General features: G+C 65.8%; 19 protein-coding genes. 2 read left to right on the top strand and 17 right to left on the bottom strand.

The genetic code is table 11. From position 1 onward, the window contains the following. Positions 1 to 45: 45 nt before the first annotated feature. Positions 46 to 1,011 carry a sugar-binding protein gene (locus ACVIGA_RS30185; RefSeq protein WP_456668859.1) on the bottom strand — a complete coding sequence of 322 codons (966 nt, stop codon included), beginning with the start codon at positions 1,009 to 1,011 and terminating at the stop codon, positions 46 to 48. A 241-nt stretch (positions 1,012 to 1,252) separates the two neighbouring features. On the opposite strand from ACVIGA_RS30185, the gene ACVIGA_RS30190 reads away from it, so the two are divergent. Together ACVIGA_RS30190 and ACVIGA_RS30195 are read left to right on the top strand one after the other, a co-directional pair. Beyond that, positions 1,253 to 2,524 carry an ROK family protein gene (locus tag ACVIGA_RS30190; RefSeq protein WP_223969638.1) on the top strand — a complete coding sequence of 424 codons (1,272 nt, stop codon included), beginning with the start codon at positions 1,253 to 1,255 and terminating at the stop codon, positions 2,522 to 2,524. A gap of 79 nt (positions 2,525 to 2,603) precedes the next feature. After that, positions 2,604 to 3,362 carry an SDR family NAD(P)-dependent oxidoreductase gene (locus ACVIGA_RS30195; RefSeq protein WP_092124364.1) on the top strand — a complete coding sequence of 253 codons (759 nt, stop codon included), beginning with the start codon at positions 2,604 to 2,606 and terminating at the stop codon, positions 3,360 to 3,362. 23 nt (positions 3,363 to 3,385) lie between these two features. Here ACVIGA_RS30195 and ACVIGA_RS30200 read toward each other — a convergent pair whose 3' ends face one another. The 16 genes from ACVIGA_RS30200 to ACVIGA_RS30275 all read right to left on the bottom strand — a co-directional run bounded on the left by ACVIGA_RS30200 (position 3,386) and on the right by ACVIGA_RS30275 (position 22,725). Then, positions 3,386 to 5,755 (bottom strand): xanthine dehydrogenase family protein molybdopterin-binding subunit, encoded by a 2,370-nt coding sequence (locus tag ACVIGA_RS30200; RefSeq protein ID WP_456668860.1) that lies wholly within the window; start codon positions 5,753 to 5,755, stop codon positions 3,386 to 3,388. A 14-nt stretch (positions 5,756 to 5,769) separates the two neighbouring features. Next, a complete protein-coding gene (locus ACVIGA_RS30205) occupies positions 5,770 to 6,228 on the bottom strand; it encodes a (2Fe-2S)-binding protein (protein ID WP_456668861.1) in 459 nt (152 codons plus the stop codon). Between the two features lie 15 nt (positions 6,229 to 6,243). Continuing rightward, entirely contained in the window at positions 6,244 to 7,137 is an 894-nt protein-coding gene (locus tag ACVIGA_RS30210; protein ID WP_456668862.1) for an FAD binding domain-containing protein, read from the bottom strand. Then, a complete protein-coding gene (locus ACVIGA_RS30215) occupies positions 7,134 to 8,147 on the bottom strand; it encodes an ABC transporter permease (RefSeq protein ID WP_456668863.1) in 1,014 nt (337 codons plus the stop codon). The genes ACVIGA_RS30210 and ACVIGA_RS30215 overlap by 4 nt, the downstream gene beginning before the upstream one ends. Then, positions 8,140 to 9,156 (bottom strand): ABC transporter permease, encoded by a 1,017-nt coding sequence (locus ACVIGA_RS30220; RefSeq protein ID WP_456668864.1) that lies wholly within the window; start codon positions 9,154 to 9,156, stop codon positions 8,140 to 8,142. Before ACVIGA_RS30220 ends, ACVIGA_RS30215 begins: the two co-directional genes overlap by 8 nt. Continuing rightward, on the bottom strand, positions 9,153 to 10,691 hold the full coding sequence (locus ACVIGA_RS30225) for a sugar ABC transporter ATP-binding protein (protein ID WP_456668865.1): 1,539 nt from the start codon (positions 10,689 to 10,691) through the stop codon (positions 9,153 to 9,155). Before ACVIGA_RS30225 ends, ACVIGA_RS30220 begins: the two co-directional genes overlap by 4 nt. Before the next feature lie 79 nt (positions 10,692 to 10,770). Continuing rightward, positions 10,771 to 11,877, bottom strand: coding sequence for a TMAO reductase system periplasmic protein TorT (gene torT / locus ACVIGA_RS30230; RefSeq protein WP_456668866.1), 1,107 nt, complete (start codon positions 11,875 to 11,877; stop codon positions 10,771 to 10,773). Between the two features lie 111 nt (positions 11,878 to 11,988). Continuing rightward, positions 11,989 to 13,950: a hydantoinase B/oxoprolinase family protein gene (locus tag ACVIGA_RS30235; RefSeq protein ID WP_456668867.1), complete on the bottom strand. Its 1,962-nt coding sequence runs from the start codon at positions 13,948 to 13,950 to the stop codon at positions 11,989 to 11,991. Between the two features lie 3 nt (positions 13,951 to 13,953). Then, positions 13,954 to 15,978, bottom strand: coding sequence for a hydantoinase/oxoprolinase family protein (locus ACVIGA_RS30240; protein WP_456670920.1), 2,025 nt, complete (start codon positions 15,976 to 15,978; stop codon positions 13,954 to 13,956). Between the two features lie 194 nt (positions 15,979 to 16,172). Continuing rightward, positions 16,173 to 17,132 carry an AraC-like ligand-binding domain-containing protein gene (locus tag ACVIGA_RS30245; protein WP_456668868.1) on the bottom strand — a complete coding sequence of 320 codons (960 nt, stop codon included), beginning with the start codon at positions 17,130 to 17,132 and terminating at the stop codon, positions 16,173 to 16,175. Between the two features lie 105 nt (positions 17,133 to 17,237). After that, positions 17,238 to 18,203 carry a LysR family transcriptional regulator gene (locus ACVIGA_RS30250; RefSeq protein WP_456668869.1) on the bottom strand — a complete coding sequence of 322 codons (966 nt, stop codon included), beginning with the start codon at positions 18,201 to 18,203 and terminating at the stop codon, positions 17,238 to 17,240. 211 nt (positions 18,204 to 18,414) lie between these two features. Continuing rightward, positions 18,415 to 19,392, bottom strand: coding sequence for a 5-oxoprolinase subunit C family protein (locus tag ACVIGA_RS30255; protein ID WP_456668870.1), 978 nt, complete (start codon positions 19,390 to 19,392; stop codon positions 18,415 to 18,417). After that, positions 19,382 to 20,257, bottom strand: a complete 876-nt coding sequence (locus tag ACVIGA_RS30260) for a 5-oxoprolinase subunit B family protein (RefSeq protein WP_223969624.1) — start codon at positions 20,255 to 20,257, stop codon at positions 19,382 to 19,384. The genes ACVIGA_RS30255 and ACVIGA_RS30260 overlap by 11 nt, the downstream gene beginning before the upstream one ends. Before the next feature lie 43 nt (positions 20,258 to 20,300). After that, a complete protein-coding gene (locus tag ACVIGA_RS30265; protein WP_456668871.1) occupies positions 20,301 to 21,701 on the bottom strand; it encodes an acetyl-CoA carboxylase biotin carboxylase subunit in 1,401 nt (466 codons plus the stop codon). A gap of 13 nt (positions 21,702 to 21,714) precedes the next feature. Beyond that, a complete protein-coding gene (locus ACVIGA_RS30270) occupies positions 21,715 to 21,957 on the bottom strand; it encodes an acetyl-CoA carboxylase (protein ID WP_456668872.1) in 243 nt (80 codons plus the stop codon). A 39-nt stretch (positions 21,958 to 21,996) separates the two neighbouring features. After that, positions 21,997 to 22,725 (bottom strand): LamB/YcsF family protein, encoded by a 729-nt coding sequence (locus tag ACVIGA_RS30275; protein ID WP_223969621.1) that lies wholly within the window; start codon positions 22,723 to 22,725, stop codon positions 21,997 to 21,999. Positions 22,726 to 22,802 lie beyond the last annotated feature (77 nt).

The raw sequence follows: 22,802 nt of genomic DNA on the forward strand, positions 1-22,802 counted from the left end.
CCCGCCCGGCGGCCTGTGGCGGCCGGGCGGTGAAGCCGACTGAAGTTACTTTTTCAGCAGTTCCTTCAATTGCCCGGCGAACTCCGCGACGTTGGTCTTGCTGATCACCTTGGTCGGCACGATCAGCTTGCTGTCCTTCGGAATCCAGGATTTGTCGCCGTTCAGCGTCTTGACGATGTTGGTGGCGGAGAGATAGCCGAACTCGTAGGGCTGCTGCACGACCGTGGATTCGATCGTGCCGTCGGAAATGCCCCGGAGCGTCCGCTGGTCCTCGTCGAAGCCGACGATCTTCACCTTGCCGGCCTTGCCCGCGGCCTTCACCGCATCATAGATCAGCGGGGTCTCGTAGCTCCATAGGCCGGAGAGCAGCGCGATGTCGGGATATTTGACGAGCACGTTCTCCATGTTCGCCTTGGCCTTGGCGAAGTCCACCTGGTCGGTGAACACGTCGACCAGCTCGATCTTGGTGCCGGCGATCGATTCCTTGATGCCCTGTACGCGCTCGCGGGCGTTGTCGGCATCCATCGTTCCGACGAACAGCGCGATCTTGCCGCCGTTCGGCAGCGCCTTCTTGATCTCCTCGCCGGCCTGTCGCCCGGCTGCGACGTTATCGGTGCCGATGTAAGCGAGACGGTTGCTCTGCGGCGCGTCGCTGTCCGTCGTGATCAGCACGGTCTTGGCCGCGACCTTGTTGAGCTCTTCGGTTGCATGCGGCGCATCGTCGACCGAGATCGAGATGCCGGCGACGCCGCGCACCAAGAGGTCGTCCAACTCGCGCCGCTGGCCGGCCGCGGTGCCTTCGTTGGTGACGATCAACTCGATATTGTATTCCGGGTGCTCTTTCTGCGCCTTCTCAAGCCCGCGGCCCGCGATGGTCCAGAAGTCGGCGGCAACATTGGTCACCAGCGCGATGGTCTTTTTCTGCTGCGCCTGTGCTATCCCCGTTACCATCGCGAGCGAAGCTGCGCCCGCCAACAGCGGCACGATCAATCTTTTCATTGAGTCATTCATATGCACCTCCCTGTCGACACCCCCGGTGAGGGGATTTCACGCCCGGCGCTTTTCACGCCTTATTTTATTCACGTAACTAATAAATTAGCGCGACAAAATGTCCAGTCAAGGATGTTCATGTCTAGGACTTCACGCAATAATAGTGAGAAGGTGATGTATTTCCGCCGCTATCGACGCTTTTTGGCCAACATCTGAGTTGTATCCGTTGAATAATTTCATAAAGCGAATTAAAAAAGCCGGCATGAATGAGCAGTCCGAACCGCTGAGACGTGCTTCAAGTCTGGCCCGCGGATCGAACCGCGGCCGTCTCGTCGAAGTCTTGCGGCGTCAGGGGCCATTGCCGCGCGTCGAACTTGCCCGCAGCACCGGGCTGAGCTTCCCGGCCATTTCGGCCATCACGTCGAAGCTGATGGCGGAAGACCTGCTGTGCGAAGCCGAGACGGATGCCGCGACGTCGTTGCCGGACGATGCCGACGACGAGGATGCGGATGGGCTGAGCGGCCGCCGCCGCGGCCGGCCGGCGGTCCTGCTGACCCTGAACCCCGAGTTTGGCCGCATCATTGCCATCTCGCTCCGCATGAACCTGATCGAGACCTTGATCGCCGACTTCAGCGGCGCTGCCCTGGCGCAATCGCGGCTCGAGCTCACGACGCGTGGGCTCGATGCAGGCGCGTTGTGCGATCTCGTGATCGCGCAGATCGAGGCCATGCTCGATGAGACGGCCACGCCGCGGCATCGGCTGTTGGGAATCGGGATTGCGCTGCAGGGCATCGTCGATGCCGACGCCGGCCGGCATCTGTGGAGCCCGGCGCTGTCGATCACCGACGTCGATCTGGCGACCCCGGTCCGCGAGGCATTCGGCGTCGAAGTCGTGATGGCGAACGACGCGGTCGCGGTGGCGCTGGCCCTCGTGGCGGCCGAGCCGGCGCTGGCGCAGGGCCTCACGGCCACGCTCATGGTCGGTCACGGCATTGGCATGGGCATCGTCGTCGATGGTGAAGCGCGCTGGGGTGCCGGCGCGGGCAGCGAGATCGGCCACGTCAAGTTGACGCCGAACGGTCCGCAATGCCGCTGCGGTCAGCGCGGCTGCATCGAGGCCCATCTCGCCGACTATGCGCTCTACCGCGACGCCCGCACCTTTCTCGATCTGCCGCCGGCGGTGTCGCAGCAACCGTCCGAGGCGCAGATGGCTCTGTTGCGCGCGCGGGCACGCGCCGGCGATCCCCGTCTCGAACAGCTATTCCGGCAGGCTGGCTACGCGCTTGCTGAGGCGGTGGCCACGACGATCTCGGTGTTGCGCCCGCACCATGTGATCCTTGCAGGTCCCGGCCTGGAGGCGTTTGACATGATGCGCAGTGCCTATGAGGAGCGGCTCGAGCAGGCGGTGTTGCCGTGGCTGCTCAAGTCCACCGCCATCCATGTGCGTCCAAGCGAGTCGGCGACGATTGTCGACGGCATGGTGCGGCGGACGCTGCGGGTCGTGGACCGAAACCACATGGAGACGACCGAGTGAACCTCGGGAGCCGTGGCTCTTGCCTTGAGCCGCAGCAACGCAACCGACGCGCTTCAGGCGCCAAAGCGAGAGAATGCCAATGCAGGGTGCCATCTATCCAAGCCTCAAGGACCGGACCGTCCTGGTAACCGGTGGCGGTTCCGGCATCGGCGAGGCCATCGTCCGCCAGTTCATCAGCCAGGGCGCGCGGGTCGGATTCATCGATATCGATGTGACGTCCTCGGAGCAGCTGCTGTCCGATTTGGGAGCGCATGCCCGCGTGCACTTCGAGCACGCCGATCTGCGTGACATCGCCGCGCTGCGACGCGCGGTTGCCGGCATCCGCGAGGCGCTCGGGCCGATTACCATCCTGGTCAACAATGCTGCGCGCGACGACCGTCACGCGATCGAGGACGTGACGCCGGAATTCTGGGACGAGCGGATCGCCGTCAACCTGAAGCACCAGTTCTTCAGCGCGCAGGCGGTCGCACCCGACATGAAACAGGCAGGGGGCGGTTCGATCGTCAACATCGGCTCGGTGAGCTGGGTGATCGGTCAGGGCAACATGCCTTGCTACACCACTGCCAAATCAGCGGTTCAGGGCCTCACCCGCGCGCTGGCCCGCGATCTCGGGCCGCACAACGTGCGGGTCAACTCTATCCTGCCTGGATGGATCATGACCCGGCGGCAGCAGGATCTGTGGCTGACGCCCGAAGGCGTGGCCGAGCTGATGCAGCGGCAATGCCTGAAGCGCAAGCTCGTGCCTGACGACATCGCCCGTGTCGTCCTGTTTTTCGCCGCCGACGACAGCGGGGCCTGCACCAACCAGAGCCATATCGTCGACGGCGGCTGGGTCTAGCGACACCGTCCGCCGGCTTGTTGCTATGTCTTGGGAGCGGTCTGATGCGAACGCGTCAGATTGTCGGCCCACGCGTCGGCAATGTGGGGAAAGGTCAGATCCTGCTTGCGATCGAGCAGAAGTTCGAGCACGCGTGGCGGGGTCAATGGAAGTTCTTGGATGCGCTTGCCTGTGGCGTTTGCAACCGCGCATGCGACGGCCGCTCCGACATTCAGGATCGGCACCTCGCCGGCACCCTTGGTGCCGAGCGGTCCGATTGACGGCGCACCCTCGTAAAGGCTGATCTCCACCGGCACGACATCGAGCGCCAGCGGCACGCGGTAGGTCTCGAAACCGCTCTGGCAGACACGGCCGTTGCTGCCGATCGTGACTTCCTCGTGCAACGCGTAACCCAGCCCCTGCACGACACCGCCCTGGATCTGGCCATGGATGGCGCGCGGGTTCAGCGCGCGGCCGACGTCCTGCACCACGCGATAGCTGAGCACCTCGACATGTCCGGTTTCCGGATCGACGGCGACCTCGCAGTCGTGGACCGCGAAGACGGGGATGTCGATCGCGTCGATGAAATGTCCGGCGACGCAGCCCGGCATCGCCGGTACGCCGGCGCCGGTGAACGCGCCGGTGCCGGACACCGGGCCAGCCAGCGCCTGGGCACGGGTCGCGACCTCCGCGACCGTACGGCCGGAGCCCGGCGCGCCGGCGATCTCGATTCGGCCGTCGCGCATGACGAGATCATCGGGCGCAGCCTCGATCATCTCGCAGGCGACCTTCAAGAGTTTCGTGCGTACCTCCTGCGCTGCCGACAGGCTGGCCGCGCCGAGCGAAACGGTGGTGCGGCCGCCGCCGACGCCGACGTCATAACCGGCTGCATCGGTATCAGCGGCGCGGACGATCACATGCTCGGGCGCAATGCCGAGCGTGCTGGCCACGATCTGCGGCAGGCTCTGCATCATCGAGCCGGATCCGATCTCCACACCGGACGTGACCAGCGTCGCCGTGCCGTCGGCATTCATGTTCACCGTCGCCGCCGATGGTCCGACGAAGACAAACCAGGTGCCGACGGTGGTCGCGCGTCCATGGAGCCGGCCGTCGGTGCGCGCCGGCGGCGGCGCTGCCGCATCGCGCAGCGTATCCATCCGCTCGAGCATCGGGCCGAGCACGTCGCCTTCGAACGCCTGGCCGGTGGCGCCGAGATCCTTGTCGCCGAGCACGTTGCGGCGGCGGAAGGCGAGCGGATCCATTCCGATCCTTGCCGCGATCTCGTCGGTGTGGCGCTCCAGCGCAAAGGTGTTGTAGACCCCGTTGCAGCAGCGGAACGCGCCGTTCGGCGCCGTGTTGGTATAGACCGCACGCGACACCATGCGTACGCTTCCAAGCCTGTAGTTTCCGCCGAGCGTGTGCGCGGTCATGGTGGTCAGGAAGATCTGTTCGCCGCCATAGGCGCCGCAGTCCATCAGGACGACGGCCTCGCGCCCCACGATATCGCCCGCGCGCGTCACCGCCGAGCGGATGCGGATATCGGCGTTCTCGCGGAACAGGCAGGTCAGCATCTCCTCCTCGCGCGAATTGACGAGGCGCACCGGCTGGCCGCTGGCGCGGGCGAGCAGGGCGGCGAAAGGCTCAACGGCCAGATCGAACTTGAGACCGAAGCCGCCGCCGACCGGCGGCACCGTGACGCGGACTTGTGATGCCGGTACGCCCAGCAGGCGCGCGGTCGCATTGCGGACGCTCCAGGGAACCTGCGTTGACGTCTCGATGTGGAAGCGCCCATCCTCGTAGCTCGCGACGACTGCGCGCGGCTCGAAGGCTACGTGGTTCTGTCGGCCGACGCGAAAGCAGCTTTCGACGATCTCGACGTCGGGCCGGGCAAAGGCGGCATCGACGTCGCCGCGAACGACGGTCGCCTCCCAGGCGACGTTGCCGCCGCGCGCGCTGCCTTCGAGCAAGACCTCATAGCTGCGCCAGTCCGGATGAACCAGTGGCGCGCCCGATGCCAGCGCATCCGCCATAGTCAAGACTGCGGGGAATGGCTCGATCTCCACCTCGATCGCCGCGAGTGCGGCCTGCGCCTGCGCCAATGTGGCGGCTGCGACCGCGGCGAGCGGCTCGCCGTCGTAGCGGATGACGTCGCGGGCAAACAGCGGGTGATCGGCGATGCCGATCCCGATCATGCCGGGCGCATCGGCCGCCGTCACGATCGCACGCACGCCCGGCATGCGGGCCGCTCTGGACGTATCGAGACGAATGATCCGCCCCGCCGGCACGCCGGCGCGCAGCACCGCAGCATGCAGCATGCCCGGCAGGTACCGGTCGATGGTGTAGCGGGTGCGGCCACGCAGCTTGTCGGCGGCGTCACGCCGGCGCAGATCCATCGTCGCGGAAACGTCTGACATCCTTGCGCCCCCGATCATGCCGTGGCCAAGGCGAGCAGTGTCGCCTCGACGATGCGTTCATAGCCCGTGCAGCGGCAGATATTTCCGGTCAGCGCCATCAGGATGTCGTCACGGGTGGCATCCGGCCGGGTCGTCAGCAAATGCGTCAAGCTCACCACCATGCCGGGAAAGCACATGCCGCACTGGACGGCATCGCTGGCCTCGAGCGCGGCCTGAATGCGGTTCAGCATTCCCAGAGGTGCAAGGCCTTCGACGGTGCGGATCTCGCGGCCATCGGCCAGCGCAGCAGGCAGCAGGCACGAAGGCGTGGGCTCGCCGTCGATCAGCACCATGCAGGCGCCACAAAAGCCCTCGCGGCAGACAGGCTTTGCGCCGGTCAGATGCATCTCTTCGCGCAGGATATCGACCAGCGGGGTGGCAGGATCGGCCGCGCAGGATAGGCGATCGCCGTTGACGGTCAGGCTGAGTCCCATGTCATCTCCGCGCGTTCATGAGCCAAGTGCAGCGATCGCGGCGCGGCGGACGAGGCCGGGCAGCACGCTGACGCGATACCAGGCCGGCGCATCGACGCTGTCGCGGCCGACGAACTCGTCGGTCAGTTCGGCCGCACGACGCGCCGCTGCTGCGGCGTCGAGTGGATGTCCGATCAGCGCCGCTTCAAGGCGAGGCCAGCGGCGCGCGCTCGGTTCGACCGATCCGACCGCGATCCGCGCCGCCTGGACGCGGTTCGCCGCATCGACGCTGACCGAAAGACTGACGATGGCGACTGGATAGTCGCCGGCTCGACGCAGCGGCAGGCGGGCATGGGCCGTCTTGCGAGCCGCCCGCGTCACGATGATCCGTGTCACCAGGCGGCCGGGCGCGAGCGTTGATCGGACCGCGAGGAAATCCACCAGGCCGATGCGCTCGCGACCGTCGCGGTCGGAGATCTCGACATCGGCATCGAGACAAAGCAGCGCCGGCACGCAATCCGCCGCGGAAAATTCCGACGTCGCGAGATTGCCGCCGATCGTCGCCATTGCGCGGATCGCGGGGTTGGCGGAGCCTCCGGCGGCTGCTGCGAGGCCGGCAAATTCCGGAAGGTCGGCCAAGGCCGTCGCAAGCGCCGCGTGCGTGACCGCCGCGCCGATCTCGATGGCATCGCTGCCGATCCGAACCGCGGTCAGCTCGCCGATCCTTCCGATGGCGACATAATGGGTCCTGAGCGGCTCGTGCCGGATCGGCGATCGCATGATCCATGTGCCGCCGGCCAAGGGAGCGCCAGCGGCACCGTATTCGCTCAGCGCACCGAGTGCGGTGGCGAGCGATGGCGCGAGATAGATCGATGCCGGCGCATCGCGCGACGAGACCGGGATGTTCTCGATGGGAGAGCCTGACATCATTGCCGCCGCTCCTGCCGCAGGCGATCCAGCAGCACGCCTATGATGACGATCGCGCCGAGCACGACCATCTGGACGTATCCGTCGATCCGGGTGAGGTTCATGCCGTTGGAGAGAATGGTGATGAACAGGGCGCCGAGCACGGCGGTGCCGACACCGCCGCGGCCGCCCGCTAGGCTGGTTCCGCCGACCACGGCACCGGCGATCGCCTGCAGCGAGAGCGCGCCGCCGAGGTTCGGCTCACCCGATCCGGCTCGCGCCGTCATCATGATCGCACCGAGCGCGGCAAGTCCCGAGCACAGCACATAGGTCGCGACCAAAATGCGCTTGACCGGCATGCCGGCGACCGCCGCGGCACGCGGGTTGGTGCCGATCAGATAGAGCGACCGGCCGAACACGGTGCGGCCCAGCAGCAAATGAAGCGCGATGCCGACCGCGACGGTGATCACAATCGCCGCCGGCACGCCGAAGATGCTGCCGCTGTAGAAGATCTGCGAGAACGGTGCCGGCACGCCTTGCACCGGCCGCCCGGCTGAAAGCGTGGTCGCGATCCCGATCGCGATATTGTAGCTGCCCAGCGTCGCGACAAATGGATTGACCCCGAGCAGTGCGACGACCACGCCGTTGAAGAGACCGCACGTGATGCCGAGGGCGAAGCCGGCGCCGAGCCCGGCGAGCAGCACAGCCCCCGCGCCGTGGCCGGACGCCGTGGCGCCGGCCATCGCGAGCGCGCTGCCGACGCTGACCATCGACACCGTCGGGCCAAGGGCAAGATCGAAGCCGCGCGTCAGGATGACTACGGTCTGCGCCATCGCGAACAGCGCCAGATAGCTGGTCTGCTGTGCGATGTTGAGCAGATTGGCCGGCGACAGCACCCCGTGGTCGACCGCGGCGAAGCCGAGCAGCAGCACCACCAATGCAACCGGCAGGACCACGCTCCAGAGCCTATGGCCGAGCGTCAGCTTCGGTCGGTCGGTGTCCTTGGCGGCAACGGTCAACTCGAGGTCAGACACGCGGCTTGCTCCGTCGGCTGAGTTCGTCGAGCGCCACGGCTGCGACCATGATCACGCCGAGGAAGACCGGCTGGAGCCGCGAGTCGACGTGCAGGAGGTTGAGCGCGTTGCCCAGAATCGTGAGGAACAGTGCGCTGATGGCGACGATCTCGATGCGCCCGACGCCACCGCGCAGACTGACGCCGCCGATCACGGCGGCGGCGATCGATTGCAGCATCATGCGGTCGCCGCCAAAGCTTGCCTGACCGGAGCCGACCTGTGCCGTCAGCAGGATGCCGGTCAATGCTGCAAGAACGCTCGAGACCACGTAAGTGCCCACGATATGGCGCTGGATCGTCACGCCCGACACCACGGCGGCATCGACATTGCCGCCGATCGCGTAGACGTAGCGGCCGAACAGCGTGCGCCGCTGTGCAAACACCATCACCAGGATCACGATCAGCGCGACGTGGGCGGCGGTCGGCAGACCGAATGCCTGGGCGCGTCCGAAGCTTTTCACGAATACCTCCGGCATGCCGTAAACGGGGATGCCGTTGGTGATCATGAGGCCGACGCCGGCGGTGGCGGACATCGTGCCCAGCGTCACCACGAAGCCGGAGACCTTGAGCTTTGCCACGCAGAAGCCGTTGACGAGCCCGACCGCGACGCCGCAACCGAGCCCGGCCGCGACCCCGCTTGCGATGATGAGGACGTTGGAGCCGGGAAATGCGGCCGCGGCGGCCGCCATGGTCTTGGCGGTGACGACGCTCGCCAGGGCGACCACTGCGCCAACCGAAAGATCGAAGCCGCCCGCGATGATGACCAGCGCCTGGCCGCAGGCGACGATCGCCAGCAGCGAGGCGTTGCGCAGGATGTTGAGGACGTTGATGATGCCATAGAACTGTGCATCGACCGACGACATGCCGGCCACGAGCAGCACAAGCAGGGCCGGCAGCAACCCGATCCGGCCTGCGATCGATCGAAGGCTGACCAAGCCCCTCGGCGCTGCGGCGGCCAGGGCCGTGTTCATGCGACCTCCGCGGCGAGATGATCGCGGAAGAAGCTCGAAAGCACATTCTGCTCGGTCTTCGCGGCACCCGTCAGCTCGGCGGCGATGCGGCCCTGATGCATGACGTAGAGCCGGTTCGACAGCGCCAGCACCTCGGGCAGTTCGGACGACACCACGATCACGGCGGCGCCAGCCTCGACGAGACGCTTCATGAACTCGTAGACCTCGAGCTTGGCGCCGACGTCGATGCCGACGCTCGGCTCGTCGAACAGGAACACGGTCAGCTCGCGCGTCAGCGCGCGTCCCAGCATCACCTTCTGACGATTGCCGCCCGACAGGGCGCCGGCGCTCCGTTCGATGTTCGGCGGCCTCAGCTGCAGCTGCGTCATGATGCCCGCGATCGTCACGCGTTCGGCGGCCTGCCGTATGACGCCGAAGCGGGCGAAGGCGGGTAGGTCGAGCCCGGTCATCGATGCGTTCTCGCGGATCGGACGGGACAGCGCGAGCCCCTCGGCGATCCGGTTGGCGGGGAAGTAGGCAACGCCGCGCTTGAGGCTATGACTTGGCCTTGGAGATTCGTAAGGCGCGCCGTCGATCCGGATCGCGCCCGCTGACGCGCGCTCGATGCCGTAGATGGCGCGGATCAGCTCCGACTTGCCGCAGCCGACGAGGCCCGCGATGCCGGTGATCTCGCCGGCCCGGGCATGGAAATTGACCTCCCGGACGCTGCCGTCGGCGAGCGTCAGGTTCTCGACGTCGACCATCACCTTGTCCGGCTGATGGGCGATGGTGGGAAACAGCAGGTCGATGGTGCGGCCGGTCATCAGTTCCACGAGTTCGCCGTCAGTCGACTTCGCGGCATCGAGAGTCCGGATGTGACGGCCATCGCGCAGCACGGTCACACGGTCGGCAAGGGCGCGGATTTCGCGCATGCGATGCGAGACGTAGATCAGTCCGACATTCTGGCTCTTCAGGCGCGCGATCAGCTCGAACAGCCGCCCGGTTTCGCGTTCGGTCAACGACGCGGTCGGCTCATCGAGGATCAAGAGACGCGCGCGGCCGAGCAGCGCCTTGGCGATTTCGGCCATCTGCTGATGCGCGCGGGACAGATCGTCGATCCGTTGCGCGGGGTTGAGATCGAAGCCGAGCTCGTCGATAAGCGCCCTGGCGCGTTTGCGCATCTCGCGCGCACGCAACATTACGCCGCGCGTGATTTCGCGGCCAAGGAACAGGTTCTCTTCCACGGTGAGGCTCGGGATCAGCGAGAACTCCTGGAACACCGGACTGATGCCGATCTCTCGCGCGCGCTGCGGCGTCAGATGCCGGATTTCCTCGCCGCCGAAACGGAACGTGCCTTCGTCGGGGGGAAACGTGCCGGATACGACATTGATCAGGGTCGACTTGCCGGCGCCGTTCTCGCCGAACAGGACGTGAAGCTCGCCGGCACGGACATCGAGGTCGACGCGATCGAGCGCACGGACGCCGGTGAATCGCTTCGATATCCCTCGCAACTGAAGCAAGGGTTCGGCCGGCCTCGGGTCGATCTCGACGTTCATCCGCTTCTCCGTTGGCCGCGAGCCAGCAGGCGGGAGCACGCTCCCGCCTCGACCGTTCAGGCCGGCTGCTTGACCATGCCTACTTGGCCTTGACCGAATAGACCGGCGTCCAGCTTGCGGGCGCCAGCACGAGATCCATCTGCAATTTCGGCACAGTGGTCTTGTCGATCACCGTGGCCACCGGCTGGACCAGGCTCATGACCGGCTTCTTCTCGATCAGACGCACCGCCTGGTCGATCGCGATCGCGCCTTCGCCGACGGGATATTGGGTCGCGAAGGCGAGAATGTCGCCGCGGTTCAGCGCGTCGAGCATGGCCTGGTTTTCGTAGGACGACACGATCTTCAGGTCGCTTCGGCCGGCCTCGGCAACCGCGCCGATGGCAGCTTCGGCGGTGGGGGCGGTGCCCCAGATCACGTTCATGGCGGGATAGGCTTGCAATGCGTCCTGGATCAGCTGGAGTTGCACCGCGACACCGGAGTCGCCGAACTTCTCGGCCAGAATCTTGGCATTCGAATTCTTGGCGATGGCCTTCTTGAACCCTTCATTGAACGATTCCGCCCAGCCCGAGCCGGCCGGACCGGGGAATGTTACGATGTTGAGCTTGTCGCCGGGCTTGGTCTGCGCCAGCAGGCCGTCGCCGGTGACTTCGCCCATGGCGACGAAATCGACATAGTTGGCCGCGGGCAGTGCGTTCGGCGGCAGCGGATTGGTGACGCCGACCACCGGCACGCCCTTGGCCTTGGCCTCCTCGAACTTCTTGCTGAGGCCCGCGCCGGAGATCGCGCCGACGATGATCGCGTCCGGTCCGCTCGCCATGCAGTCATCGAATTGCGAAAGCTGCTTGGGCAGATTTTCGTAACCGCCGGCCTCGTAGAGGTTCATGTTGACGTTCATCGCTTCGGCCTGTTTCACGATGCCGTAGGCGACCGCGACCCAGAAACTATCCTTCATGTGCGGAAACAGCACGCACAGCCTGTAGGGCTTCTCGGCCTTCGGCAGCGGCGTGTAGTCCGCCGGTTTCGGCGTGCCGGATGACGCGTCGTAGACCTTCATGGGAAACCACGGTGTCTCGGTCCCGGCCGTCGCCGGCGTGGCGGTGCTGGCAAGGGCGAGGGCCGTGGCGATGCCGAGCACGGAGCGGATCGGCCACAGTCGATTGGAAGAAAGGCACGTCGTGATCGTCATAGCGCTATCCTCATGGTTTGAATGAAAGTGCAGGCGATGCAGGGGGACGGCTCGAATCCTCTTTGATGGTTAGACCGCGCCGTCTGCCGACGGCGCGGCTGCCGGTAACGATCAGCCCACCTTCCACATCGCGACCGAGCGCCGCTCGAACGCTTCGCGGAATTGACGGGTGGATTCGGGAAGCAGCGCGCCGGTGCCCCAGTCGAGGATCACCGCGTGCTTTCGGATCACGTCGAACGTGTTGATCTCTCCGCTGCGGTAACGCTGCGCCACCGTCTCCGGGTCGAGCCGGGCATTGGCGACGCGCTCCGAGCGGATCTTGGTCCGGAGCGAAGCGGTCGCGACCTTGTCGACCTCGTAATTGCAAAGCTCGGCGTCGATGGTGTGCACCACGACGCCATAGTCCTTGGCGGCACGCTCGACCGAGACATAGTCGTCCTTGATGTCCTCGATCACGAGGTTCGGATCGCGCTCCAGCGGATCGCCGAACCCGCCGCCGCCGGCGGTCGGACGCGAAAAGACGTCGCCTTCACCGATCGGCACGTCGGAGAAGATCGAGCCCAATCGCTCCTCGGCCGCGCTGCCGGCGCGCTTCAAGGTCAGGCCGTGCGGCATCGACGGCAGGCCGCCCTCGATGCCCCACACGATCGCGCGCTCGCGGTCGCAGATATAGGAGATCACGGTCTTCTCGGCCTGCAGCATCCGCGACGTCTTCACCACGCCGGCGCCGCCGCGCCATTTGCCGGGGCCGGGCGAGTCCTTGAGGATCTCGCATTCGGTGGTCAGGATCGGGTTGGCGCGCTCCTGGCCTTCGACCGGCTGCGACATCAGTCCGGTGCCGAAGCAGGCGGTGGTGACATTGCTGCCGTCCTTGCCGTTGCGGCCGCCCCAGCCGCCGGGCAGCCAGTCGTAGAACATGAAGATCGGCTTGTCGGCGCTGCGGGCGTCGAGACCGCCGGTGAGCAGATATTCGAGATTGAAGGCGCAGGCGAGCGCGCGCTCCGGCATCAGCTTCGACCACATTTCGTAGATCGAGTTCATGATCTTCTCGAACGGCATCAGGAAGCCGGTGACCGCGATCGGCCATTTGGCATCGACGATCGAACCTTCGGGAGCGATGATCTCGAAGCAGCGGTAGAAGCCGGAATTGAGCGGAAGATCGGGAAAGAAGGTCTTCATGCCGGCGGCGACCGCGGAAAAGGTCGCGCCGAACGCCGAGTTGTAGATCGAGCCGATGGTCGGATGGCTGCCGGTGAAGTCGTAGATCGCGCGGTCGCCCTTGATCGTCATCTTGATGCGGATCGGGATCATGCCTTCGCCGCCGGCCGGATCGCGGTCGATGTAGTCGACGGTTTCCCATTCGCCGTCAGGCAACGCTGCGATGCGCTGGCGGGCCGAGCGCTCGACATAGTCCTGCACGGCGGCAAGCCCGGTCTCGACGGTATCGCGGCCGTATTTGCCGACCAGACGCAGGATCTCGCGTTCACAGACTGCAGTTGCTTCGGCCTGTGCCTGAATGTCGCCGATGATCGAGGCCGGATCGCGGGTGTTGGAGGCAATCAGATGCGCGACGTCCTTGCGCAGGCCGTTCTTGTCGAACAGGCGGACCGGCGTGATGCGCAGGCCTTCGCGGAACATCTCGCGGGCGGCGACGTCGAACGACCCCGGCACGCTGCCGCCGACGTCCGACCAGTGCCCGTTGGACTGGCTGAAGGCGATGATCTTGCCGTCGGCGAAGATCGGACGGATCAGCCGCACGTCGGAAAAATGCGTGCCGCCGGCATAGGGATCGTTGATCGCGAAGACGTCGCCCTCATGCATGTCGCCTTCGAAATGGCGCATCACATCCTTGCAGGTAAAATGCAGCGTACCGACGTGGACGGCGATATCCTGGTTGCCTTGCGCCGCGCATTCGCCGTTGGCATCATGCAGCGCGCTGGAGAAGTCGCGATTGTAGATGACGAAGGAGTAGCAGGTCCGCAGCACCTGCTCGCCCATCTGGTCGACGCTGGTGATGAAGGAATTCTTCAGAACCTCGAAGGTCACGGGGTCGAGCGGGAGAGCTCCGGCCATGGTTCACTCCTTCACGCGGATGATGATGTTGAGATACTTGTCGACCTCGGCGGCGGCGCCGGGCGGCACCACGGTGGTCGCATCGAGCTGCTCGATGATTGCGGGGCCGTGAAAGGAGAAGCCGCAGGGCAGGTCGTCGCGCTGATAGACGGGCGTATCGAGCCCGCTGCCCTCGAACCAGACCCTGCGGCGGCCAATCGGCTCGGGGCTAGCGCCGGTCGGCTGGTGAACGGCAAATTCGGCCTTGGGAACCACGCCGACTGCCTTCAGATTGAGACGGAAGAAGCTGACCGGCGCGCTGTCGCGGCGGAAATTGTATTCGCGCTGGTGCTCGGCGTGGAAGCTGTGCACCAGGTCGGCGATTGCGCCGATCGGCAGCGGTGCGTTCACCGCGAGCGAACGCCACTGGCCACGGTACATCATGTCGATCGACCGCTGCAGCACGATGTCCTGCTGCGCGACGCCCTCATGGGTCAGCCGTGCGAGCGCGGCTTTCTCAAGTTCGGCGAACTGCGCTTCGATCTCGTCGGCATCGGCGTCGACCGCGTCGACCATGCAGCTCTGCGAGAAATCGTGCTGCATGTCGACGAGCAGGCATCCGAGCGCGGAGGTCACGCCGGGATTGGGCGGCACGATCACGACGGGAATCGCCAGCTCGCGCGCGACGTCGACGCCATGCAGCGCGCCGGCGCCGCCGAACGCCACCAGCGCGAAGTCGCGCGGGTCGTAGCCGCGACTGATCGAGATCAGCCGCACCGCATCCGACATGTTGGCATTGGCGACCTTGACGATGGCGTCCGCGGCCTCGTGCAGGCCGAGGCCGAACGGCTTGGCGGCGCCGCTCTCGACGGCCTTCCGCGCCAGCTCGGGGTCGAGCTTCACTTTGCCGCCGGCGAGGTCGGTGCCGAGCCGGCCCAGCGTCACGTTGGCGTCGGTGTTGGTCGGCTGGGTGTTGCCGTTGCCGTAGCAGGCCGGTCCCGGATGGGCACCGGCCGATTGCGGGCCGTTGCGCAGGGAGCCGGCCGGGTCGGTCCAGGCCAGTGAGCCGCCGCCGGCGCCGATGGTAAGCACCTCGATCGAGGCGAAGCGGATCGGGTAGCCGAATTCGATGTGCCAGTCCTTGGTGACGCGCGAGCGGCCCTCATAGGCGAGCGATACGTCGGTGGACGTGCCGCCCATGTCGAGGCCGATCGAATTGGGAAAACCGCACAGGCCGGCGATATAGCGGCTGGCGATAGCGCCGGCGGCGATGCCGGAGCCGGCGAGGCGCGCCGCGAAGTCCTTGACGCTTGCCGGCGTCATCACCCCGCCGCCGGTGTGCAGCAGCAGGAGATCGCGGGTGTAGCCCTCGTGGGCGAGGCGTTCGCCGAGCCGGCTCGTGTAGTTGACGACCACCGGGCTCACGACGGCGTTGGCGACCGTGGTCGAGAACCGCTCGTGCTCGAATATCTCGGGAAGCACCTGCGAGGAGATCGACACCGGAATGTCGGGCATCTCCGCCAGCAGGATGTCACGCATCGCGCGTTCATTGGCGCCGTTGAGATAGGCATTCATGAAGCAGACCGCGACCGCGGCGACGCCGCGACGCTTGAGAATACGGGCGACGTCGCGCGCAGCCTCGACGTCGAGCGGTTCGATCATCTTGCCGCCGGCATCGACGCGCTCGGGCACGGTCAGGCGATCGCGCCGCGGCACGTAGGGCCGGACAACGTCCTTGTAGGTGTCCCAGAGGTCTTCCTTGTTGGCGCGCCTGATCTCGATGACGTCGCGGAACCCCTTGGTCGTGACCACGGCGGTGCGGGGCAGGCGGCGGGTGATCAGCGCGTTGGTGGCAACCGTCGTGCCGTGCGAGAACAGCGCCACCCTGGCAAGATCGATGCCGGCCTTGGACACGCCGCCCATGATGCCATCGATCGGATCGCGCGTGGAGGAGGTCTTCTCGATGCGGATGAGACCGGTCGTCTCGTCCATAATGCAGATGTCGGTGAACGTGCCCCCGACATCGACAGCCACACGAAGGTCCTGCACCATGCGTCTTCCTTTCGAACAAGCGTTTCGCCGATCTTAGGCAGAGCGGCGGCCCGCCTTCTTGACGCTGAGCGCAGGAAGACTTGTGCGAGAGAGCGAACCGCATGGCGGGCCATGCGTGCCCGGACCGGCGGCGGGTTGCCCGGGAGGCGGTCAGGTTAACCGGTCAGGTGGGTGCGGTTGCGACGCCGTGTTCAGGCGTTGGCGGCGCGCGAGGTGGCGCGCGCCTCGCTCGGGGTGCAGCCGAACCGGCCGCGATAGTTGCGGCTGAATTGCGCCTGGTCGGCAAAGCCCCATTGGTAGGCGATTTCGGAGATGCTCTTGCGGCAGCTCGCATCGCGAAGCAGGGCGTCGCACATCGATAGCCGCTGATTGCGGATGTAGGCGCAGACGGTCAAGCCCTCGCCCTCGAAGATCTGGTGCAGATAGCGCAGCGAAATGCCGCAGCCGTCGGCGACCATCTGCGGCGTGAGCCGCATGTCGTCGAGGCGAGCGCGGATGAACTGCTCGCAGCGCAGCAGGTGACCATTGCGCACCGAAGACGAGTGGCCGGTCAGCACGCGGTCGTCGGATTCGATGGCCATCGCAAGCAGCTCGATGAGGTGCTTGCCCATCATCGCGCGCGCCGTCTCGTCCATTTCCTCGATCCGTTCACCGGAGAGGCGCAGCGTGTCGACGAACAGCGCGCCGACGCTGCGGCTGGCGTCGAATTGCAGCGTGGCGAGGCGCTCGGGCCGCGAAATCCGGCTGCGCAGCACCGCGCTCGGGATCTTCAGGCACCACAACGCCGTCGGATCCTGATGGCTGAACTCGTAGGGGAGGTGGCTGCGCTCGATCAGGAACGCGCCCGGTCGGCAGTGCACCACCTTGCCATCTTGCTCGAAGCGGATTTCGGCGAGCTCGGGCACCGTGATCAGGAAGGATTCCTCGCGCTCGCTCAGGAGGTGCCGTTCATGGCGCTTGTACAGCAGGCCGTTGGCGATGTTTCGCGAGACCGAGAGGGGGCCCATCGACCAGGCGCCGAGGCGCGCATTGAAGTCGCGGGTGCTCGGAAAGCGCAGGTCGAGCGAGTAATAAGTCTTCGAGACGACCTCCTGCCAGTATTGGCGGCGGGTCTGCAACGGGATGTTGTTGGTCGTGTAGGTGACTTGCATGTCTCACTCCCCGCCGCCGGCTGTGCCTCCGGTCGTCGTGTCCCGGCCAAAGTTTGGCGACGACTGCCGGACGGCGTCAAGTCGAATAAAACGGAAACAGATAGTCTAGATTTCGATCGCCTCCTCGGCCTGGTGCCGCTGATCCATGCTGACCGGGGGCCGGGCCGGCCCGACGCCCGCCACTGCAAAGCGCATGAAATCGCGGAACGCCATTGCGGCTTCGGACGGCTTGATGTCGCGCCGCCAGGCAAGACCTATGTCCATGCTGGGCACCTCGTCCTCGATGACGCGGGTCTCGATCCGCTGGCCCTCCAGCGACCAGGGCCGGTAGATCAGGTCGGAGAGAATGGCGATGCCCATGCCGCCCGCGACCATTGAGCGCACAGCTTCGACCGAGGAGGTGCGGAAGATCGTGTTCGGTTCGAGCGAGGCGTTGCTCCAATAGCGCATCGAGGTGTGCTTGGCCTCGTCGACGGTGAGCATGACGTAAGGATAGGTGGCGATGTCGGCGAGATGGACCCGCTCGGCGCGGGTCAACGGATGCTCGGGCGCAAGCCACAGGCGGCGCGGCGATCGCAGCAGCGTCTCGCTGGTCAGCTTGGCGTTGTCGCGCAGGTTCGAGACCAGCATCACCGCGAGATCGAGCGCGCCGTCGACGAGCGCACGTTCGAGCACGTCGCGCGGCGCCTCGAACAGCTCGATCGTGATGCCGGGAAAACTTGCCTGGAAGCGTTTCTGATGGCGCGGCAGGAAATAGCCCGACACGGTGTAGGTGACGCCGACGCGGACCGTGCCGAACAGCGGTCCCGCGGATATCTGGGTGTTCCGCACGGCTTCGGCGACGGCGGCGAGGATTTGACGGCCCTGGGACAGGAAGCGGCTGCCCTCCATGGTGACCGTCACGCCGTTCGGCGCACGCTCCAGCAGGCGGGCGCAGACGGTCGCTTCGAGCTGCTGAATGGCCGCGGTGACCGCGGATTGCGAGACGTTGAGGTCGATCGCCGCCTGGCTGATGCGCCCGGTTTCGGCGGCGGCGACGAAGTAGCGGATCTGTTTCAGAGAAACGGACATCGCGGTTGTTCCGATGTTGCCTAACTCATGAGCGGTGTTTCTCAGCCCGGCTGCATTCGTTGCAACTCTCGTGCCGACAGGTGCAGAGCGCGCGGTGACGTCGATATCAGGCGCGAGAGGCCGCAACCGTCGGCCTGGAGCCTGGAATACGCGCAGTCACCCCCGATCGGTGGCCGCGGTCTTTGGCGGATAGGCGAACGGCTGCCGGCGGCTACGCCAGCGCGCTGTGCAGCTTGCCCAGCAATTCCGACCGGCTCTTGCGGGCCGCAAGCGCCTGGTTCATGTCGACCTTGACGAACTTCACCGGCGTGTTGGGCTGCAGCTGGCCGATCAGATCCATGTCCGCGGCGATCACGGTCCCGACCATGAAGTAGCCGCCACCGGAGACTGCATCACGATGCAACACGATCGGTTCGGTGCCGCCGGGAACCTGGATCGAGCCGTAGGGATAGCAGGCATCGGTGATGTTGGACGGGTCGGAGCCGGCGCCGAACGGCGGTTCGCGCGGAACGAATTCGAGCGGCTTGCCGCCCTTGAAGCGGTAGCCGATCCGGTCGGCTTCTGGCGCCACCTTCCAGGTGTCGGAGAAGAAGCCGTTGCCGGCCGCCTCGGTGATGCGGTGCCAGTAGAGACCGGGCATGGCGCGTAGTTCCGTCGGCATCCCTGCCGGTTGCCCGCGCAGATCCCTGGCAACGCTGCGTCCATCCTTGCCCGTCGCGGCGGCAGTGCCGATTGGCAGTTCGTCGCCGGCCTCGAGCTTGCGGCCCTTGAAGCCACCGAGCGCGCCGAGCGCGTAGGTCGAGCGCGAGCCGAGCACAGTGGGCACGTCGATTCCGCCGGCGACTGCGATGTAGCCGCGCGCACCCTGCTTGAGGAAATCGAAGGAGAGGATCTGGCCGCGCTTCACCCTGAAGCTGGTCCAGGTTTCGCGCGGCTCGCCGTCGAGTTTCGGCGGCAGCTCGGCGCCGGTGATCGCGACGGTCGTGTCTGCGGTGAATTCGAGTTCGGGTCCCATGAACACGGCCTCGAGCACGGCAGCACCCGCGTCGTTGCCGACCAGCAAATTGGCCGCGACCAGCGCGTGACGGTCCATGGCGCCGGAGAGCGGGATGCCGATGTGATAATAGCCCGGACGTCCGAGGTCCTGGACGGTGGTCGCAAGACCCGGCTTCAAAACCTTAACGGCCATGGAGGACTCCATCGAGCTTGGCGTTGTAGGCATCAACGTCGCGGTTGAATTCGGTCAGCGAGAACGAGACGTCGCGGATCACAGGCGCAAAGCGGCCGGCGTCGACGTCGGCGACCGCCGCGTCATAGGCCGCCCGGTCGATCGGCTTCCACTTCACGATGTCGCCCGGCTTGAACAGGCACATGAAGTCGCGCAAATAGCTGATGTTCTGGTTGGGGTCATAGATCGGCATCGGCGTGATGCCGAACATCTGGTAGCCGCCGGCGCCGCGCACCGAGTAGATGCAGCTGAAGCAGCCGCCATGTCCGACGGTGAGCTTCGGCGTGTCGGTGCGCGGGCGCAGATATTTCGGCGCCTGAAGCTGCCGCTTGCGCTCGACCATCTGGTAGAGGAAGGGCAGGCCGGCGACGAAGCCGACCATCGAGACGAACCAGGGCGCGCTGGAATGCGCCTTGATGAAGGCGTCGACGCTATCGAGGCCGTTGATGCGCGCGGCGTATTCGAGGTCGGTCCCGTTCGGGTCCTGGTGACGCTCGCGGAAGCGCATCAGGGTCTCATGCGTCCAGGGATCGTTGTAGAGCACGGGAATCTCGATGATCCGCGTTTTGATCACCGGTTCCGATTTCTCGGATGCGGAATCCAGCCGCTTCAGCTCGGTCAGGAGATCGTCCGGCTTGATCTGATCCGGATCGAACTTGACCTGATAGGACGCGTTGGCGGGGCAGATCTCCGTGACACCCCTGATCTTGGCGTCGCGCACCGCATTGGTGATGAAGAGGCTCTTGAAAAAGGCCTCGAGCGACATCGCTTCGCCGACCTCGGCGAAAATGTGCTCGTCGCCGCCGAAGGAAAATCGAGTTTGCATGACTAGCGGCCTCCTGTTGCTGACGGGGCGGATTCTCTCGCCATCATGGCGCGACCTTCACGGCCGATGGCGGTTGAGCGGTGGCAAGGCCGGCGGCATGGGACTCCAGCCACGGTTCGAGCCATGCCGTATGGAAGCGTCCGGCCTTGACGTCGGCGTCGCGCGCCAGCGCCTGATGCAGGGGCTTTGTCGTGAAGATGCCTTCGACGCTGAGTTCGGCGAGCGCGCGCTCGAGCTTTCTGATCGCGCTCGGGCGATCCTTGTCGTGCACGATCAGCTTACCGAGCAGGCTGTCGTAGAAGGGAGGCACCGTGTAGCCCGCATAGAGCATGCTGTCGAAGCGCACACCGTCGCCGCCGGGAACGCTGAGCGCGCTCACCGTACCCGGATTGGGCAGGAAATTCCTGGCGGGGTCCTCGGCGTTGATGCGGACCTCGATCGAATGACCGCTGACGCGCACTTCGTTCTGACGAATGCGCAAGGGCTCGCCGCCGGCGATCCGGATCATCTCGCGCACGAGGTCGATGCCGGTGACCATTTCGGTGACGGGATGCTCGACCTGGATGCGGGTGTTCATCTCGAGGAAGTAGAATTCGCCGGTCCTGTCGTCGTAGAGATATTCGAGCGTCCCGGCGCCACGGTAGTTGACGGCCTTGGCCAGCGCCACGGCGGACGTGCAGAGCTTTTCACGCACCGCCTGGGTGAGCGAGGGCGAAGGGGCTTCTTCCCAGACCTTCTGACGGCGCCGCTGCAACGAGCATTCGCGTTCGAAGCAATGGATCACGTCGCGTCCATCGCCGAGCACCTGGACCTCGATGTGCCGTGCGCCTTCGATCAGCTTCTCGACATAGAGCCCGCCGTCGCCGAAGGCGGCGAGCGCCTCGGCCTGCGCCTGCGGCATCAGATGATGAAATTCCTCGGCGGAGCGCGCGATGCGAATGCCGCGTCCGCCGCCGCCGGCGGCGGCCTTGATCATGACCGGGAAACCGGTTTTCTCGACCAGCGCGAAGGCCGCCTCCGCCGACTCCAGCCGCCCCTGGCTGCCGGGCACGGTCGGCACGCCGGCCGAGGCGGCGGCCTCGCGCGCTGCGACCTTGTCGCCCATCAGCCGGATCGATTGCGCGGTCGGGCCGACGAAGATCAATCCGGCCGCTTCGACGGCGGCCGCGAACTCCGCATTCTCGGCCAGGAAGCCGTAGCCGGGGTGGATGGCGTCGGCACCGGCACCCTGCGCCGCAGCGAGGATTGTCGCCTGGTTGAGATAGGATTTTGACGCCTGCGGCGGACCGATATCGACCGACTCGTCGGCGAGCCTCACCGCGAGCGAATCCTTGTCGGCCTTGCTGTAGACTTGGACGGTCGCAATGCCGAGATCGCGCGCTGCGCGGATGATGCGCACCGCGATCTCGCCGCGGTTGGCTATGAGGAGCTTCTTGATCGCCATGGCTGGTCAGGGCTCAAACGTCGATTTCGGCGATTGGCTGGCCGGCCATCACGGCATCCTCATTCTCGGCCAGGAAGCGCACGATCTTGCCGGCGGCGCCGGCCTTCACCTCATTGAACGATTTCATCACCTCGATGAGCCCGATCGTGTCGCTCTCCGTGACGACGTCGCCGTCGTTCTTGTAGAACGGCTTGTCGGGGGCGGGCTTGCGGTAAAAGATGCCCGGGAGCGGCGAGAAGATCTGCTGCGTTGCCATGGTTTCCTCGTGGGTAATTGGTTTTCTTGCCGCGACGGCTCAGCGCGCGGTGAGATAGGGACGAACCGCTTCGCGGACGGCCTCCGCGATGGCGACGGCGTTCGGCGTGTCGGAGTGAATGCAGATCGAATCGGCGCCGACCACGATGTCGTTTCCCGCCACCGTGCGCGTCTTGCCCTCGTTGACGGCTCTCGCGCAGCGGGTGGCGGCCTCGGCCGGGTCCTTCGCCTCGTGCTCGCGCGTGATGATCAGGCTGCCATCGGCATTATAGTCGAGGTCGGCGTAGTATTCGGCGACGAAGGCGTGGCCGCGGCGCTCATAGACCTGCTGGTGCAGCGTTCCCTTCATGCCGAGCAGCGGCACCTTGTAGACATCGGCGGCGTCAGCCACGGCTTCGGCGATGTCCTCGTTGCGCGAGGCCATGCCGTAGAGCGCGCCGTGCGGCTTGATATGATTGAGCGCCAAGCCTTCGGCATCCAGGAACGCCTTGAGTGCGCCGATCTGGTAGAGCAGGCAGTTGGTCAGCTCCTCGCGGCTGATCTTCATCTCCCTGCGGCCAAATCCCTGCAGATCCGGCAGCGAGGGGTGCGCGCCGACCTTGACGCCGAACTGCTTGGCGAGCTGCACCGTCTTGCGCATGTGGTTGAAGTCGGAGGCATGAAAGCCGCAGGCGACGTTGGCGACGTCGATATGGGGCATCAATGCCTTGTCGTCGCCCATCTTGTAGAGGCCGTAGGCCTCGCCCATGTCGCAGTTGATCACGACCATCTCCTGATTTCCTTCCAACTGGCTTTGCATACGACCGTCGCGGCCGCCTGGGGTGCGTCCGGCGCACCCGGGGCGGC

It is taken from the genome of Bradyrhizobium sp. USDA 3240, from assembly GCF_054063295.1.

Bases quoted from the DNA above. Each gene is read 5' to 3' on its own strand.
- ACVIGA_RS30200 (WP_456668860.1), bottom strand. From the start codon at position 5,755: ATGTCAGACGTTTCCGCGACGATGGATCTGCGCCGGCGTGACGCCGCC.
- ACVIGA_RS30205 (WP_456668861.1), bottom strand. From the start codon at position 6,228: ATGGGACTCAGCCTGACCGTCAACGGCGATCGCCTATCCTGCGCGGCC.
- ACVIGA_RS30265 (WP_456668871.1), bottom strand. From the start codon at position 21,701: ATGGCGATCAAGAAGCTCCTCATAGCCAACCGCGGCGAGATCGCGGTG.
- ACVIGA_RS30255 (WP_456668870.1), bottom strand. From the start codon at position 19,392: ATGGCCGTTAAGGTTTTGAAGCCGGGTCTTGCGACCACCGTCCAGGAC.
- ACVIGA_RS30275 (WP_223969621.1), bottom strand. From the start codon at position 22,725: ATGGTCGTGATCAACTGCGACATGGGCGAGGCCTACGGCCTCTACAAG.
- ACVIGA_RS30185 (WP_456668859.1), bottom strand. From the start codon at position 1,011: ATGAATGACTCAATGAAAAGATTGATCGTGCCGCTGTTGGCGGGCGCA.
- torT (WP_456668866.1), bottom strand. From the start codon at position 11,877: ATGACGATCACGACGTGCCTTTCTTCCAATCGACTGTGGCCGATCCGC.
- ACVIGA_RS30225 (WP_456668865.1), bottom strand. From the start codon at position 10,691: ATGAACGTCGAGATCGACCCGAGGCCGGCCGAACCCTTGCTTCAGTTG.
- ACVIGA_RS30260 (WP_223969624.1), bottom strand. From the start codon at position 20,257: ATGCAAACTCGATTTTCCTTCGGCGGCGACGAGCACATTTTCGCCGAG.
- ACVIGA_RS30220 (WP_456668864.1), bottom strand. From the start codon at position 9,156: ATGAACACGGCCCTGGCCGCCGCAGCGCCGAGGGGCTTGGTCAGCCTT.
- ACVIGA_RS30270 (WP_456668872.1), bottom strand. From the start codon at position 21,957: ATGGCAACGCAGCAGATCTTCTCGCCGCTCCCGGGCATCTTTTACCGC.
- ACVIGA_RS30190 (WP_223969638.1), top strand. From the start codon at position 1,253: ATGAATGAGCAGTCCGAACCGCTGAGACGTGCTTCAAGTCTGGCCCGC.
- ACVIGA_RS30210 (WP_456668862.1), bottom strand. From the start codon at position 7,137: ATGATGTCAGGCTCTCCCATCGAGAACATCCCGGTCTCGTCGCGCGAT.
- ACVIGA_RS30195 (WP_092124364.1), top strand. From the start codon at position 2,604: ATGCAGGGTGCCATCTATCCAAGCCTCAAGGACCGGACCGTCCTGGTA.
- ACVIGA_RS30245 (WP_456668868.1), bottom strand. From the start codon at position 17,132: ATGCAAGTCACCTACACGACCAACAACATCCCGTTGCAGACCCGCCGC.
- ACVIGA_RS30250 (WP_456668869.1), bottom strand. From the start codon at position 18,203: ATGTCCGTTTCTCTGAAACAGATCCGCTACTTCGTCGCCGCCGCCGAA.
- ACVIGA_RS30235 (WP_456668867.1), bottom strand. From the start codon at position 13,950: ATGGCCGGAGCTCTCCCGCTCGACCCCGTGACCTTCGAGGTTCTGAAG.